The sequence below is a fragment of the Pseudomonas lurida genome, assembly GCF_013522705.1.
GTDB lineage: Bacteria > Pseudomonadota > Gammaproteobacteria > Pseudomonadales > Pseudomonadaceae > Aquipseudomonas > Aquipseudomonas quebecensis.
On sequence record NZ_JAAMRE010000007.1, the window covers coordinates 160,007 to 176,260 of the forward strand.

12 protein-coding genes are annotated in these 16,254 nt (G+C 61.4%); 8 read left to right on the forward strand and 4 right to left on the reverse strand.

Annotation, left to right across the window (positions count from 1 at the left end):
- Positions 1–27 precede the first annotated feature (27 nt).
- From G7025_RS08850 to G7025_RS08865, 4 genes are all read right to left on the reverse strand, one after another.
- A complete protein-coding gene (locus G7025_RS08850; protein WP_181078221.1) occupies positions 28–768 on the reverse strand; it encodes a YciK family oxidoreductase in 741 nt (246 codons plus the stop codon).
- Between the two features lie 104 nt (positions 769–872).
- Positions 873–1,544: an N-acetylmuramic acid 6-phosphate phosphatase MupP gene (mupP, locus tag G7025_RS08855; protein WP_181078223.1), complete on the reverse strand. Its 672-nt coding sequence runs from the start codon at positions 1,542–1,544 to the stop codon at positions 873–875.
- Positions 1,545–1,548: 4 nt separating this feature from the next.
- Positions 1,549–2,247: a bifunctional 2-polyprenyl-6-hydroxyphenol methylase/3-demethylubiquinol 3-O-methyltransferase UbiG gene (gene ubiG, locus G7025_RS08860; RefSeq protein ID WP_181078225.1), complete on the reverse strand. Its 699-nt coding sequence runs from the start codon at positions 2,245–2,247 to the stop codon at positions 1,549–1,551.
- Between the two features lie 64 nt (positions 2,248–2,311).
- Entirely contained in the window at positions 2,312–3,643 is a 1,332-nt protein-coding gene (locus G7025_RS08865) for a TRZ/ATZ family hydrolase (RefSeq protein WP_181078227.1), read from the reverse strand.
- A 109-nt stretch (positions 3,644–3,752) separates the two neighbouring features.
- Between G7025_RS08865 and mtnA the strand changes: the two genes are divergently transcribed.
- The 8 genes from mtnA (at position 3,753) to rpsA (ending at position 16,176) form a co-directional block, all read left to right on the forward strand.
- Positions 3,753–4,823, forward strand: a complete 1,071-nt coding sequence (mtnA, locus tag G7025_RS08870; protein WP_181078229.1) for an S-methyl-5-thioribose-1-phosphate isomerase — start codon at positions 3,753–3,755, stop codon at positions 4,821–4,823.
- A gap of 423 nt (positions 4,824–5,246) precedes the next feature.
- Positions 5,247–7,901, forward strand: coding sequence for a DNA gyrase subunit A (gyrA, locus tag G7025_RS08875; protein ID WP_181078231.1), 2,655 nt, complete (start codon positions 5,247–5,249; stop codon positions 7,899–7,901).
- 243 nt (positions 7,902–8,144) lie between these two features.
- A complete protein-coding gene (gene serC / locus G7025_RS08880) occupies positions 8,145–9,230 on the forward strand; it encodes a 3-phosphoserine/phosphohydroxythreonine transaminase (protein ID WP_181078233.1) in 1,086 nt (361 codons plus the stop codon).
- Complete coding sequence (gene pheA / locus G7025_RS08885) at positions 9,230–10,324, forward strand: prephenate dehydratase (protein WP_034096534.1); 1,095 nt, start codon at positions 9,230–9,232, stop codon at positions 10,322–10,324. Before serC ends, pheA begins: the two co-directional genes overlap by 1 nt.
- A 9-nt stretch (positions 10,325–10,333) precedes the next feature.
- Positions 10,334–11,446, forward strand: coding sequence for a histidinol-phosphate transaminase (hisC, locus tag G7025_RS08890; protein WP_181078235.1), 1,113 nt, complete (start codon positions 10,334–10,336; stop codon positions 11,444–11,446).
- A 28-nt stretch (positions 11,447–11,474) separates the two neighbouring features.
- Positions 11,475–13,685: a bifunctional prephenate dehydrogenase/3-phosphoshikimate 1-carboxyvinyltransferase gene (locus G7025_RS08895; protein WP_181078296.1), complete on the forward strand. Its 2,211-nt coding sequence runs from the start codon at positions 11,475–11,477 to the stop codon at positions 13,683–13,685.
- Positions 13,682–14,371, forward strand: coding sequence for a (d)CMP kinase (gene cmk / locus G7025_RS08900; RefSeq protein WP_181078237.1), 690 nt, complete (start codon positions 13,682–13,684; stop codon positions 14,369–14,371). The genes G7025_RS08895 and cmk overlap by 4 nt, the downstream gene beginning before the upstream one ends.
- A gap of 119 nt (positions 14,372–14,490) precedes the next feature.
- On the forward strand, positions 14,491–16,176 hold the full coding sequence (gene rpsA / locus G7025_RS08905; RefSeq protein WP_124361860.1) for a 30S ribosomal protein S1: 1,686 nt from the start codon (positions 14,491–14,493) through the stop codon (positions 16,174–16,176).
- The last annotated feature ends 78 nt before the right edge of the window (positions 16,177–16,254 follow it).

Here is a 16,254-nt window from a genome sequence, read left to right on the forward strand (position 1 = left end):
CACATTTTGTTCCAGTTGTGTCAGTTGTTACTGGGCATCGAATGCCTGCCCATTCACGCCGGCACTGTCCGGCCCCATCAAGTACAGGTACACCGGCATGATCTCTTCCGGTGCCGGCCTTTCCATCGGGTTTTCCCCTGGATAGGCCTGGGCACGCATGCTGGTGCGGGTGCCGCCTGGGTTGACGCTGTTGGCGCGTACCGCCGCCACATCCTCCAGTTCGTCGGCCAGGGTCTGCATCAGGCCTTCAGTGGCAAACTTGGACACGCCATACGCGCCCCAGTACGCGCGGCCTTTGCGCCCGACGCTGCTGGAGGTGAACACCACTGACGCATCCTGGGACAGTTTGAGCAATGGCAGCAAGGTGCTGGTCAGCATAAACATCGCATTGACGTTCACATGCATCACACGCATGAAGTTCTCGCCGGACAACTGCTCGATCGGCGTGCGGGGGCCGATGATCGAGGCGTTGTGCAGCAGGCCGTCGAGGTGGCCGAACTCTTTCTCGATCATCGCCGCCAACTCATCGTATTGATGGGGCAGGGCGGTTTCCAGGTTGAACGGGATCACCACCGGTTGCGGGTGGCCGGCGGCTTCGATTTCGTCATACACCTGGGCCAGGTTGGCTTCGGTCTTGCCCAGCAACAGTACGGTGGCGCCGTGGGCGGCATAGGTTTTCGCCGCTGCCGCGCCAATCCCGCGACCGGCGCCGGTCACCAGGATGACCCGGCCTTTGAGCAGTTCTGGACGTGCGGAGTAATCAAACATAAATAGCCTCGACAGAATTCAACATGTTTCAGCACAAAACTTGAGACCGGTGGAGATACCCTGTGGGAGGGGGAGCTTCATAGGTCAGCTGGATCGATGAGCCATCAGCAACTGCATAGCGCGTTATCCAGCACCTTGCGCAGTTCCAGCGGGTGATCCACCACCACATCCGCACCCCAATGATGTGGGTTGTCGTCCGGGTGGATATAGCCATAGGTGACCGCCGCCGTGCGCGTGCCGGCGTCGCGGCCGGATTCGATATCGCGCAGGTCGTCGCCCACGAACAGCACGCTGGCAGGGTCGAGGTCGAGCATCTTGCACGCCAGGATCAGCGGCTCCGGGTCCGGTTTGCTGTTCTTTACATGGTCCGGGCAGATCAGCAGCGCAGAACGCTCGGCCAGGCCCAGTTGCTGCATGATCGGCTCGGCAAAGCGCACCGGCTTGTTGGTGACCACGCCCCAGATCAGGTTGGCCTTCTCGATGTCCGCCAGCAGCTCGCTCATACCGTCGAACAGCTTGCTATGGACCGCGCAGCCCTTGAGGTAGCGCTCAAGGAATTCCTGGCGCAGCTCCTCGAAACCCGGCGACTCCGGGTCCATCGAGAACGTCACCGCGACCATCGCCCGCGCACCGCCGGAGATTTCGTCGCGAATGTGCTGGTCGTTGATCGGCGCCAGGCCCCGATCGGCGCGCATGGCCTGGCAGATGGCGATAAAGTCCGGCGCCGTGTCCAGCAGGGTGCCGTCCATATCGAAGAGAACCGCTCGCAGCTTCACAGGCTTACTCCTCGCGCAGGGTCTGGATCATGTAATTGACGTCGACGTCGTTGGCCAGCTTGTAGTGCTTGGTCAGCGGGTTGTAGGTCAGGCCGATGATGTCCTTGACGGTCAGCCCGGCCTGGCGGCTCCAGGCCCCCAGCTCGGAAGGGCGGATGAATTTCTTGAAGTCGTGGGTGCCGCGCGGCAACAGCTTCATGATGTACTCGGCGCCGATGATCGCGAACAGGTACGCCTTGGGGTTGCGGTTGATGGTGGAGAAAAACACTTGGCCGCCCGGCTTGACCATACGGAAGCACGCGCGGATCACCGAGGACGGGTCCGGCACGTGTTCGAGCATTTCCAGGCACGTGACCACGTCGAATTGCCCGGGCATTTCCTCGGCCAGGGCTTCGGCGGTGATCTGGCGGTATTCAACGCTCACGCCGGACTCCAACTGGTGCAGCTGGGCCACGGCCAGTGGCGCTTCGCCCATGTCGATTCCCATCACCGTGGCGCCGCGCTGGGCCATGGCTTCGCTGAGGATGCCGCCGCCGCAGCCGACGTCCAGCACCTTCTTGCCGGCCAGATTGACGCGTTCGTCAATCCAGTTGACTCGCAGCGGGTTGATGTCGTGCAGCGGTTTGAACTCGCTTTCGCGGTCCCACCAGCGGTGAGCCAGGGCTTCGAATTTGGCGATTTCGGCGTGATCGACGTTGCTCATGGTGCATCCTCTGAATCTGATAAATCGGTTGGCCGGTGCTGAACGCGCGGGTTCAACACCGTCGTTATTCGTGCTGCCCGCTGATGCGCCGGCCCCAGGCGATGGCCGTGGCGGTCAACTGTTGCTCATCCATGCGGGTCAATTGCCGGTCGTCGAGCAACTGCTTGCCGGCGACCCAAAGGTGTTTCACGCTGTCACGTCCGGTGGCATATATAAGCTGTGAGACCGGATCGTAGATCGGTTGTTGCGCCAGCCCCGACAGATCGAAGGCGACGATGTCCGCCGCCTTGCCCACTTCCAGCGAGCCGATCTCATTTTCCAGGCCCATGGCGCGCGCACCATTGAGCGTAGCCATGCGCAGCGCGCGATGCGCATCCAGAGCGGTGGCCGAACCGGCGACGGCCTTGGCCAGCATCGCAGCGGTGCGGGTTTCGCCGAGCAAGTCCAAGTCGTTGTTGCTGGCGGCGCCGTCGGTGCCCAGGGCCACATTAACGCCAGCCTGCCACAGACGTTCCACCGGGCAGAAGCCACTGGCCAGTTTCAGGTTCGACTCGGGGCAATGAATCACGCTGGTATTGCTTTCTACCAGCAAAACCAGGTCGTCCTCGCTGATTTGGGTCATGTGAACGGCCTGGAAGCGCGGCCCCAGCAGCCCCAGGCGACCCAGGCGCGCCAACGGTCGCTCGCCGGTCTTTTCGACGGCTTGCTGCACCTCGAAGGCGGTTTCGTGGACATGCATATGGATGGCGGCGTCGAGTTCTTCGGCGATGACCCGGATTTTCTCCAGGTTGGCGTCGCAGACGGTGTAGGGCGCATGGGGGCCGAAGGTGATCTTGATGCGCGGGTGGTGCTTGAGGTCGCCGAACAGCTCGATGCCCTGGCGGATCGCTTCATCGGCGCTGCCGGCGCCGGGGATCGGAAAGTCGAGGATCGGAATCGCGATCTGTGCGCGCATGCCGCTGTTGTGCACGCAGTCGCTGGCGACCTTGGGGTAGAAGTACATGTCGGAGAAACAGCTGATGCCGCCTTTGAGCTGTTCGGCGATCGCCAGGTCGGTGCCGTCGCGTACGAAGGCCTCGTCGACCCACTTGGCCTCGGCGGGCCAGATGTGTTTTTCCAGCCAGGTCATCAGCGGCAGGTCGTCGGCCAGGCCGCGAAACAGGCTCATCGCCGCGTGCCCGTGGGCATTGATCAAGCCGGGGCTGAGCAGCATGCCCGGCAGCTCGCGCACCTCGGTGGCCTGCAGCTTCAGTGCCGCCGCCCGCGGGCCGATAAAGGCAATGCGCCCGTCGCGAATCCCCAGGCCATGTTCCTTGAGTACCACGCCGGCCGGCTCCACAGGCACCAGCCAGGTCGGCAGCAGCAAGATGTCGAGCGGGGCGGCAGTGGCGGTCATCGCGGGCTTCTTCCTGGACAGCTATAAAAGAAGCGCGAAGTATACCCGAGCGTCCTGGCTGGCGGATCGCTATAATCGGCGGCTTTTGTTCATGAGTGCGGAGTAAGGGATGCGCGATCGACTGTTGGCAGCGGAGAAAGTGAAGGCCATCGATTGGCGCGACGGCACGCTGCACCTGCTCGACCAACGTGCCTTGCCGTCCCGGGAGAGTTGGATAGCCTGCGCCACGGTGGATGAAGTGGCGCAGGCCATTCGCGCGATGGTCGTGCGTGGCGCGGCAGCCATCGGTATCAGCGCCGCCTATGGCCTGGTGCTCGCCGCTCGGGCACGCATCGCCGAGGGCGGTGACTGGCAGGCCGGTTGGGAAGAAGACTACGCACTGCTCGCCGATACCCGTCCAACCGCGTCGAACCTGTTCTGGGCCCTCAAGTGCATGCGCGAGCGCCTCGACCGTCTCAAGCCGCACGCCGATCCGCTGGTTGCGCTGGAAGCCGAGGCCGTCGCGATTCACGAGAGTGACCGCGAGGCCAACCTCACCATGGCGCAATTGGGCGTCGAACTGATCCGCAGGCACCAGGGCAATGCCCAGGCCATTCTGACCCACGGCAACGCGGGCGCGCTGGCTACCGGCGGGGTCGGCACGGCGTTGGGAGTGATCCGCGGTGCCTTCCTGGAAGGCATGGTCGAGCAGGTTTATGTCAATGAAACGCGCCCGTGGCTGCAAGGCTCGCGCCTGAGCGCCTGGGAGTTGGCCGGCGAAGGCATCCCGGTACTGGTGAATGCCGACTCGGCCGGCGCGCATATCCTCAAGACCAAAGGGGTGACCTGGGTGATCGTGGGTGCCGACTGCATCGCCGCCAACGGTGATGTGATCGGCAAGATCGGCACCTATCAACTGGCGGTCTGCGCCATGCACCACGGCGTGCGTTTTATGGTGGTGGCGCCGAGTTCAACCCTGGACCTGATGATGGCTACCGGCGATGACGTTGCGCTGGAACAGCGCGATGCTGGCGAGTTGCTGGAGGTGGTGGGGCAGCGCCTGGACGTAGGGGCCTACAACCCGGTGTTCGACGTGACCCCTGCCGACCTGATCGATGTGATCGTGACCGAAAAAGGCATCGTCGAGCGGCCGGACACCGCGAAATTGGCCAAGTTGATGTGCCGTAAGCGGCTGCACTGAAGTTTGTGTGGGGGCTGAAATGGTCATCGGGGGCAAGCCCCCTCTCACACTTGAAGTGTGAACACCGTCAAATGTGGGAGGGGGCTTGCCCCCGATTGGCCCTGAAAGTCAATAAAACCCTCGGATCCGCCCTCGAAAAACACCACCACCCCACCTCTGAGCCCCTCTCGTCGCCCTCAAGCCTGTCATCCGTCAACTTACTATGCTCCATGCCCATCAAGGGGATAGGTGCGTGGCGGCGATTGTGATAACATCCGGCGGTTTCCAAGGCCACCCCGAGGGGTGTCCTATAACGTGCAGATCCGTGTCATAACTCGTTGATTTGTCGTAAGTCGTTGCCAGGCACTCTGCCGGCAGCGGCGAGCTTCGTTCGTCCCGAATGGATGTGACGAAGTTTCACCCGAAAAAGGAATCAGGCTTCTCATGGGCGAACTGGCCAAAGAAATCCTCCCGGTCAATATCGAAGACGAGCTGAAACAGTCCTACCTCGACTACGCGATGAGCGTGATTGTCGGTCGAGCACTGCCTGATGCGCGCGATGGCTTGAAGCCCGTGCACCGGCGTGTGCTGTTCGCGATGAGCGAGCTGGGTAACGACTGGAACAAGCCGTACAAGAAATCTGCCCGTGTTGTCGGTGACGTGATCGGTAAGTATCACCCTCACGGCGACACTGCGGTGTACGACACCATCGTACGTATGGCCCAGCCGTTTTCCCTGCGCTACCTGCTGGTAGACGGCCAGGGCAACTTCGGTTCGGTCGACGGCGACAACGCCGCGGCCATGCGATACACCGAAGTGCGCATGACCAAGCTGGCGCACGAGCTGCTGGCCGACCTGCATAAAGAAACCGTGGACTGGGTGCCGAACTACGACGGCACCGAAATGATCCCGGCCGTCATGCCTACCAAGATCCCCAACCTGCTGGTCAACGGTTCCAGCGGTATCGCCGTGGGCATGGCCACCAACATCCCGCCGCACAACCTCGGTGAAGTCATCGACGGTTGCCTGGCCCTCATCGACAACCCTGAGCTGACCGTCGATGAGCTGATGCAATACATCCCCGGCCCGGACTTCCCGACCGCCGCGATCATCAACGGCCGCGCCGGTATCATCGAAGCCTACCGCACCGGTCGCGGGCGCATTTACATGCGCGCCCGCTCGATCATCGAAGACATCGACAAGGTCGGTGGCCGCCAGCAGATCGTCATTACCGAACTCCCATACCAGTTGAACAAGGCGCGCCTGATCGAGAAGATCGCCGAGCTGGTCAAGGAGAAGAAGCTCGAAGGCATCACCGAGCTGCGCGACGAGTCCGACAAGGACGGTATGCGCGTCGTGATCGAGCTGCGTCGCGGCGAAGTGCCGGAGGTGATCCTCAACAACCTCTACGCCCAGACCCAGCTGCAAAGCGTGTTTGGTATCAACGTGGTGGCCCTGATCGACGGTCGCCCGCGCATCCTGAACCTCAAGGATCTGCTGGAAGCCTTCGTGCGTCACCGTCGCGAAGTGGTCACCCGCCGTACCGTGTTCGAACTGCGCAAGGCCCGCGAGCGCGGCCACATCCTGGAAGGCCAGGCGGTTGCGCTGTCGAACATCGACCCGGTGATCGCCCTGATCAAAGCCTCGCCAACCCCGTCGGAAGCCAAGGAAGCGCTGATCAGCACGCCCTGGGAATCCAGCGCGGTTGTCGCGATGGTTGAACGTGCCGGTGCCGATTCCTGCCGTCCTGAGACCCTGGACCCGCAATACGGTCTGCGCGAAGGCAAGTACTTCCTCTCGCCGGAACAGGCCCAGGCGATCCTGGAGCTGCGTCTGCATCGCCTCACCGGTCTGGAGCACGAGAAGCTGCTGGCCGAGTACCAGGAAATCCTCAACCAGATCGGCGAGTTGATCCGCATCCTCAGCAGCGCCGTGCGCCTGATGGAAGTGATCCGCGAAGAACTGGAAGTGATCCGCGCCGAATACGGCGACGTGCGCCGCACCGAGATCCTCGATGCGCGCCTCGACCTGACCCTGGGTGACATGATCCCGGAAGAAGAGCGCGTGGTGACCATCTCCCACGGCGGTTATGCCAAGACCCAACCGTTGGCGGCCTACCAGGCCCAGCGTCGTGGCGGTAAAGGTAAATCGGCTACCGGCGTGAAGGACGAGGACTACATCGCTCACCTGTTGGTCGCCAACAGCCACACCACGCTGCTGCTGTTCTCCAGCAAGGGCAAGGTGTACTGGCTCAAGACCTACGAGATCCCGGAGGCCTCCCGTGCCGCCCGTGGTCGCCCATTGGTCAACCTGCTGCCGCTGGACAGTGATGAGTACATCACCACCATGCTGCCGGTCGAGGAATACACCGAAGGTCACTTCATCTTCATGGCCACCGCCAAGGGCACTGTGAAGAAGACCCCGCTGGAATCCTTCAGCCGTCAGCGCAGCGTGGGCCTGATCGCCCTGGAGCTGGACGAAGGCGACGTGCTGATCTCGGCCGCCATCACCGATGGCGAACGTGAAGTCATGCTGTTCTCCGACGGCGGCAAGGTCACTCGCTTCAAGGAATCCGACGTTCGCGCCATGGGCCGTACCGCTCGCGGTGTGCGCGGCATGCGTCTGCCGGAAGGGCAGAAGCTGATTTCGATGCTGATCCCGGAAGAAGGCAGCCAGATCCTCACCGCTTCCGAGCGTGGTTATGGCAAGCGCACCGCCATCAGCGAGTTCCCGGAGTACAAGCGTGGCGGCCAGGGCGTGATCGCCATGGTCAGCAACGATCGCAACGGCCGTCTGGTCGGCGCGGTGCAGGTGCTCGACGGCGAGGAAATCATGCTGATTTCCGACCAGGGCACCCTGGTCCGTACCCGCGTGGCCGAAGTGTCGAGCCTGGGCCGTAATACCCAGGGCGTTACCTTGATCAAGCTGGCCAAGGACGAAAAACTGGTGGGCCTGGAACGCGTCCAGGAACCATCGGAAGTCGAAGGCGAAGAGCTGGAAGGTGAGGAGTTCGAAGGCGAGGTGATCGCAACGGGCGATGACACCGTCGACGAGCCAACCCTCGACGCTGCCGCAGACGAAGAAGAACCGCAGGAATAAGCGGACACACAGGGGGCGGATGAAGATTCGCCCCCTTGTTGTTTGTCCCTTATGAAATAACACGTCCTTTGGCTGGACGCGGTCAATGTGGGAGCTGGCTCGCCTGCGATGGTGGCGCCGCGGTATCACTGCGCTACCGAGGTGCCCTTATCGCAGGCAAGCCAGCTCCCACAAGGGTTCGCTCCGGAGAAAGGTTGTTACCGAACATGATTGCAGCCCCACCAGATCAGAGTGAGATTGGATGTGAGCAAGAGAGCCTATAACTTCTGTGCCGGTCCCGCGGCGCTTCCTGAAGCAGTCCTGCAGCGCGCGCAGGGTGAACTCCTCGACTGGCATGGAAAAGGCCTCTCCGTGATGGAAATGAGCCATCGCAGCGATGAGTTCGTGTCCATCGCCACCAAGGCCGAGCAGGATCTGCGCGACTTGCTCGACATTCCATCCAACTACAAAGTGCTGTTCCTGCAAGGCGGTGCCAGCCAGCAATTCGCCCAGATCCCGCTGAACCTGCTGCCGGAAGACGGCACTGCGGACTATATCGACACCGGCATCTGGGGGCAGAAAGCGATTGAGGAGGCCTCGCGCTACGGCCACGTCAATGTGGCGGGCACCGCCAAGCCTTACGATTATTTCGCCATTCCCGGACAGAACGAGTGGAAGCTGTCGAAAGACGCGGCGTACGTGCACTACGTCGCGAACGAAACCATCGGCGGCCTTGAATTCGACTGGGTACCGCAAGTGGGTGACGTTCCGCTGGTGTGCGACATGTCCTCGGACATTCTCTCGCGTCCCATCGACGTGTCGCGCTACGGCATGATCTACGCCGGGGCCCAGAAGAACATCGGCCCGAGCGGCATTCTGGTCAACATTATCCGCGAAGACCTGCTGGGCCGCGCCCGGTCGGTCTGCCCGACCATGCTCAACTACAAGGTCGCGGCCGATAACGGCTCGATGTACAACACCCCGCCGGCCTTCGCCTGGTACCTCTCCGGCCTGGTGTTCGAGTGGCTCAAGGAGCAGGGCGGCGTGGCGGCCATGGGCAAGCTTAATGAAGTGAAGAAGCGCACCCTGTACGACTTCATCGACGCCAGCGGCCTCTACAGCAATCCGATCAACAAAACCGATCGCTCGTGGATGAACGTGCCATTCCGCCTGGCCGACGATCGCCTGGACAAGCCGTTCCTGGCCGGCGCGGACGAGCGCGGTCTGCTCAACCTCAAGGGTCACCGTTCGGTGGGCGGCATGCGCGCCTCCATCTACAACGCTGTCGACATCAACGCGATCAACGCGCTGGTGGCCTACATGGCAGAGTTCGAAAAGGAACACGGCTAATGTCTGAACAAGAACTCAAGGCCCTGCGCGTGCGCATTGACAGCCTGGATGAGAAAGTCCTGGAGCTGATCAGTGAGCGCGCGCGGTGCGCCCAGGAAGTGGCGCGGGTGAAGATGGCGTCCCTGGCGGAAGGCGAAGTGCCGGTTTTCTACCGGCCGGAGCGCGAAGCCCAGGTGCTCAAGCGTGTGATGGAGCGCAACAAAGGGCCGCTGGGTAACGAAGAGATGGCGCGGTTGTTCCGTGAAATCATGTCGTCGTGCCTGGCCCTGGAGCAGCCGCTGAAAGTGGCCTACCTCGGTCCCGAGGGCACCTTCACCCAGGCGGCGGCCATGAAGCACTTCGGCCACGCAGTGATCAGCAAGCCAATGGCGGCGATCGACGAAGTGTTCCGAGAAGTGGCGGCCGGTGCGGTGAATTTCGGCGTGGTGCCGGTGGAAAATTCCACCGAAGGCGCGGTCAACCACACGCTGGACAGCTTCCTCGAGCACGACATGGTGATCTGCGGCGAAGTCGAGCTGCGTATCCACCATCACCTGCTGGTGGGCGAGAACACCAAGACCGACAGCATCAGCCGCATCTATTCCCACGCCCAGTCCCTGGCTCAGTGCCGCAAGTGGCTGGACGCCCACTACCCGAATGTCGAGCGGGTGGCGGTGTCCAGCAACGCCGAGGCGGCCAAGCGGGTCAAGGGCGAGTGGAACTCGGCGGCGATCGCCGGTGACATGGCGGCGGGCCTGTATGGCCTGACGCGCCTGGCCGAAAAAATCGAGGACCGCCCGGACAACTCCACGCGCTTTTTGATGATCGGTAACCAGGAAGTGCCGCCGACCGGCGACGACAAGACCTCGATCATCGTTTCCATGAGCAACAAGCCTGGCGCGCTGCATGAGCTGCTGGTGCCGTTCCATGACAATGGGATCGACCTGACGCGTATCGAGACTCGACCTTCACGCAGCGGTAAATGGACCTACGTGTTCTTTATCGATTTCGTCGGCCATCACCGCGACCCGCTGGTCAAGGGCGTGCTCGAGAAAATCAGTCAGGAAGCCGTGGCACTCAAGGTGCTGGGCTCTTACCCGAAAGCGGTTTTGTGAGGCGTTAACATGAGTGGCAACTTCCTCGCCCTGGCGCAGCCGGGCGTGCAACAACTGTCGCCTTACGTTCCGGGCAAGCCGGTGGACGAGCTGGCGCGTGAGTTGAATCTGGACCCGGCGAGCATCGTCAAGCTGGCCAGTAACGAGAACCCCCTGGGCCCGAGCCCGAAGGTACTGGCGGCGATTCGTGAAGAACTGGCCGAGCTGACCCGCTATCCGGATGGCAACGGCTTCGCGCTCAAGTCCCTGTTGGCGGAACAATGCCGGGTGGAGCTGAACCAGGTGACCCTGGGCAACGGCTCCAATGACATTCTGGAGTTGGTCGGCCGCGCTTACCTGGCGCCCGGCTTGAACGCAGTGTTCAGCGAGCATGCATTTGCGGTCTATCCGATCGTGACCCAGGCTGTCGGCGCCGAGGCGCGGGTGATTGCGGCCAAGGAGTGGGGGCATGACCTGCCGGCCATGCTGGCGGCTATCGATGCGCAGACCCGCGTGGTCTTCATCGCGAATCCAAACAACCCGACCGGCACCTGGTTCGGTGCCGAGGCCTTGAATGACTTCCTGCAGGACGTGCCCGAGCATGTGCTGGTGGTGCTGGACGAGGCCTACATCGAGTACGCCGAAGGCAGCGACCTGCCGGATGGCCTGGATTTCCTCGCCGCGTATCCGAACCTTTTGGTGTCGCGTACGTTTTCCAAGGCCTATGGCCTGGCGTCGCTGCGGGTGGGCTATGGCTTGTCGAGCGCGGTGGTCGCCGATGTGCTTAACCGGGTGCGTCAACCGTTCAACGTCAACAGCCTGGCCCTGGCCGCGGCCTGTGCGGCGGTCAAGGATGTCGACTACCTGGAGGAAAGCCGTCGCCTCAACGAGCGTGGTATGCAGCAGTTGCAGGACGGCTTCCGTGAGTTGGGCCTGGGTTGGATCCCGTCCAAGGGTAATTTCATTTGCGTCGACCTCGGCCAGGTAGCCGCGCCGGTATTCCAGGGGTTGCTGCGCGAAGGCGTGATCGTGCGCCCGGTGGCCAATTACGGCATGCCGAACCACCTGCGAGTCACCATCGGTCTGCCGGCTGAAAACAGCCGCTTCCTGGAGGCGCTGGCCAAGGTTCTGGCTCGTGGTTGATGTCACTGCATTGCAACCTGTTGTGCCTATGATCGGTCGCCTGGTGGTGGTCGGCCTGGGGTTGATCGGTGGTTCATTCGCCAGGGGCCTGCGTGAAAGCGGGCTATGCGGCGAGGTGGTAGGCGTCGATCTGGACCCGCAATCGCGCCAGTTGGCGGTTGAGCTGGGCGTAGTAGATCGCTGCGAAGCCGACCTGGCGCTGGCGTGCCAGGGGGCCGATGTGATTCAGTTGGCCGTACCGATCCTGGCCATGGAGAAGTTACTCGCGGTGCTTGCGCGGATGGACCTTGGGCAAGCGATTCTTACCGATGTCGGCAGTGCCAAGGGCAACGTGGTGCGCGCGGCGCAACTGGCCTTTGGCGGCATGCCGGCGCGCTTCGTGCCTGGGCATCCGATTGCCGGCTCCGAGCAGAGCGGGGTCGAGGCGTCGAATGCGCAGTTGTTCCGCCGCCACAAAGTCATCCTCACGCCGCTTGAGCAAACCGATCCGGCGGCTCTGGCAGTGGTGGATCGTTTGTGGCGCGAGCTGGGGGCGGATGTCGAGCATATGCAGGTCGAACGCCACGACGAAGTGCTGGCGGCGACCAGTCATCTGCCGCACCTGCTCGCGTTTGGTCTGGTGGATTCGCTGGCCAAGCGCAACGAGAACCTTGAGATTTTTCGTTATGCCGCCGGTGGTTTCCGCGATTTCACGCGCATTGCCGGCAGCGACCCGGTGATGTGGCACGACATCTTCCTGGCTAATCGCGAGGCGGTGTTGCGCACGCTAGACACCTTCCGCAGCGACCTCGACGCCTTACGCGACGCGGTGGATGCCGGGGACGGCCATCAATTATTGGGGGTGTTCACTCGTGCGCGGGTGGCGCGTGAACATTTCAGCAAGATCCTGGCTCGCCGGGCCTATATGGAAACCGCTGTGGACGCCCAAGCGCTGACGTTTCTCGCCAACCCGGGTGGCCGCTTGAACGGTCGCATCCGGGTGCCGGGCGACAAGTCGATCTCCCATCGGTCGATCATGCTAGGCTCGTTGGCTGAGGGCGTAACCGAGATCGAAGGTTTCCTGGAGGGCGAAGATGCCCTGGCGACCTTGCAGGCGTTTCGCGACATGGGGGTGGTGATCGAGGGGCCGCACCATGGTCGCGTGACCATCCATGGTGTGGGCCTGCATGGCTTGAAGCCTGCACCCGGGCCGATTTATCTGGGTAACTCCGGTACGTCCATGCGGCTGCTCTGTGGGTTGCTGGCCGCGCAACGCTTCGACAGCGTGTTGACCGGCGATGCGTCGCTGTCCAAGCGCCCGATGAACCGCGTGGCCGAGCCGCTGCGGGCGATGGGCGCGCTGATCGAGACCGGCCCGCAAGGTCGCCCACCGTTGACCATCCGTGGCGGCCAGCCATTGAAGGGCTTGACCTACACGCTGCCGATGGCCAGTGCCCAGGTTAAATCCAGCCTGCTGCTGGCCGGCCTGTATGCCGACGGCAGGACTGCGGTGACTGAGCCCGCGCCGACCCGCGATCATACCGAACGCATGCTGCGTGGTTTTGGTTATCCGGTGACGGTGGAGGGCGCGACGGCGTCGGTCGAGTCCGGCCATGCGTTGGCGGCGACCTCGATTGAAGTGCCGGGGGATATCTCCTCGGCGGCGTTCTTTCTGGTGGCTGCTTCGATTGCCGAGGGTTCGGAGTTGGTGCTGGAGCACGTTGGTATCAATCCGACGCGGACTGGGGTGATCGATATCCTGCGGTTGATGGGCGCGGATATCCGCGTGGAAAACCTGCGCGAAGTGGGCGCGGAGCCGGTTGCCGATCTGCGGGTACGCGCTGCGGCGTTGAAAGGTATCGAGATTCCCGAGGCTTTGGTGCCGTTGGCGATCGATGAGTTTCCGGTGTTATTTATCGCAGCTGCGTGTGCTGCGGGGCGCACTGTGTTGCGCGGTGCCCAGGAGCTGCGTGTGAAGGAGTCCGATCGCATCCAGGTCATGGCCGACGGTCTGGCGGCGCTGGGTGTGAAGTGTGAAGCCACCCCGGATGGGCTTATCATTGACGGTGGCCCGATGGCCGGTGGTGAGGTTCATGCCCATGGCGACCACCGCATCGCGATGGCCTTCAGTGTGGCTGCTCTAAGGGCGGCGGCGCCGATTCGTATCCATTACTGCGCCAATGTTGCTACGTCTTTTCCGAATTTTCTTACACTGTGTGCCCAAGTCGGCATCCGTGTTGCCCAAGAGGCTCAATTGTGAATATCAAAGCACCGGTGATAACCATCGACGGGCCAAGCGGTTCGGGTAAAGGCACGATCGCCGGCATCCTGGCCAAGCGCCTCGGCTGGGGCCTGCTGGATTCCGGCGCGCTGTATCGTCTGCTGGCATTTGCTGCGCGCAATCATGGCGTCGATTTGACCAACGAGGAATCCCTGAAACTGCTGGCGGCGCACCTTGATGTGCAGTTCGTCGGGGCGACGGAAGGCCATCCCCAGCGCATCATCCTCGAAGGCGATGATGTGACGGACGACCTGCGTAACGAACAGGTAGGCTCCTTGGCCTCCCAGGTTGCCGCGCTGCCGGCGGTGCGTGACGCGTTGCTGCAGCGTCAGCGGGCTTTCCAGGAAGCGCCGGGGCTGGTGGCCGACGGCCGCGACATGGGCACCGTGGTGTTTCCCGACGCGCCGCTGAAGATTTTCCTGACGGCCAGCGCCGAGGAACGGGCGCGCCGCCGCTACTTGCAGTTGAAGGGCAAAGTCGATGGTGTTAGTCTGTCGAGTCTGCTAGATGAGATCCGTGCACGCGATGAGCGTGATACCCAGCGCGCAGTAGCCCCGCTCAAACCGGCGGCTGATGCCATCCAGCTGGATTCCACGGAGTTGTCCATCGATCAGGTGCTGGAACGCATCATGAGCGAGATCGCCATTCGCGACATCGCCGGGTGACCAAGAAGGCTGCAGGGGACCAGTCATAGTCCTGTGGTGCTTCTTTTAATTGAAACTGACCCACACCGTCTGGGGTGTGGAGATGGGCGTATTCTTCGCCCTTATCAACAGGAATTAAAATGAGCGAAAGCTTTGCGGAACTCTTTGAAGAAAGCCTAAAAACCCTGAACCTTCAGGCAGGCTCCATCATCACCGGTGTTATCGTTGATATCGATTACCAAGCTCGCTGGGTAACCGTTCACGCTGGTCTGAAGTCTGAAGCTCTGATCCCGCTGGAACAGTTCTACAACGATGCTGGTGATCTGACAATCAATGTCGGTGACGAAGTTCACGTTGCTCTGGACTCGGTTGAAGACGGTTTCGGTGAAACCAAGCTGTCCCGTGAAAAAGCCAAGCGCGCTGAATGCTGGATTGTTCTCGAAGCAGCCTTCGCAGCTGAAGAAGTGGTCAAGGGCGTTATCAACGGTAAGGTTAAAGGCGGCTTCACTGTCGACGTTAACGGCATCCGTGCGTTCCTGCCAGGTTCTTTGGTCGACGTTCGTCCAGTGCGTGACACCACGCACCTGGAAGGCAAAGAACTCGAATTCAAGGTCATCAAGCTCGACCAGAAGCGCAACAACGTTGTCGTTTCCCGTCGCAGCGTCCTGGAAGCAGAGAACTCCGCCGAGCGTGAAGCTCTGCTGGAATCCCTGCAGGAAGGCCAACAAGTCAAAGGTATCGTCAAAAACCTCACCGATTACGGCGCATTCGTCGATCTGGGTGGCGTCGATGGCCTGCTGCACATTACCGACATGGCTTGGAAGCGTATCAAGCATCCTTCCGAAATCGTCAACGTTGGCGACGAGATCGATGTAAAGGTTCTGAAGTACGATCGTGAGCGCAACCGCGTTTCCCTGGGCTTGAAGCAGCTGGGCGAAGATCCATGGGTTGCTATCAAAGCACGTTACCCAGAAGGCACTCGCGTGACCGCGCGTGTTACCAACCTGACCGACTACGGCTGCTTCGCTGAGCTGGAAGAAGGCGTGGAAGGCCTGGTACACGTTTCCGAAATGGACTGGACCAACAAGAACATCCACCCTTCGAAAGTCGTACAAGTCGGCGACGAAGTGGAAGTTATGGTTCTGGACATCGACGAAGAGCGTCGTCGTATCTCCCTGGGCATCAAGCAGTGCAAATCTAACCCATGGGAAGATTTCTCCGGCCAGTTCAACAAGGGCGATAAAATCTCCGGCACCATCAAGTCGATCACCGATTTCGGTATCTTCATTGGTCTGGACGGCGGCATCGACGGCCTGGTTCACCTGTCCGACATCTCCTGGAACGAAGTGGGCGAAGAAGCTGTTCGTCGTTTCAAGAAGGGCGACGAGCTGGACACCGTTATCCTGTCGGTTGACCCAGAGCGCGAGCGCATCTCCCTGGGTATCAAGCAACTGGAAAGCGATCCGTTCTCCGAGTACGTTCAAGAGAACGATAAAGGCGCAATCGTTAAGGGCACTGTGAAAGAAGTTGACGCTAAAGGCGCCATCATCACTCTGGCCGACGATATCGAAGCGACTCTGAAAGCCTCCGAAATCAGCCGTGACCGCGTTGAAGATGCGCGCAACGTACTGAAAGAAGGCCAGGAAGTAGAAGCCAAGATCATCAGCGTTGACCGTAAGAGCCGCGTAATCCAACTCTCCATCAAGTCGAAAGACGAAGTTGAAGAGAAAGAAGCTATCCAGAGCCTGAAAGAAGCTCCGGCAGCTGCAACTGGCGAGACCACCATGGCCTCCCTGCTGCGCGAAGCAATGGCTAAGCAGAACTAAGTTCTGTAAAAGCTGTAGGAAAAGGGCGACTTCGGTCGCCCTTTTTTGTGCCTGAAATTTGTTGAATCAACAACTTAG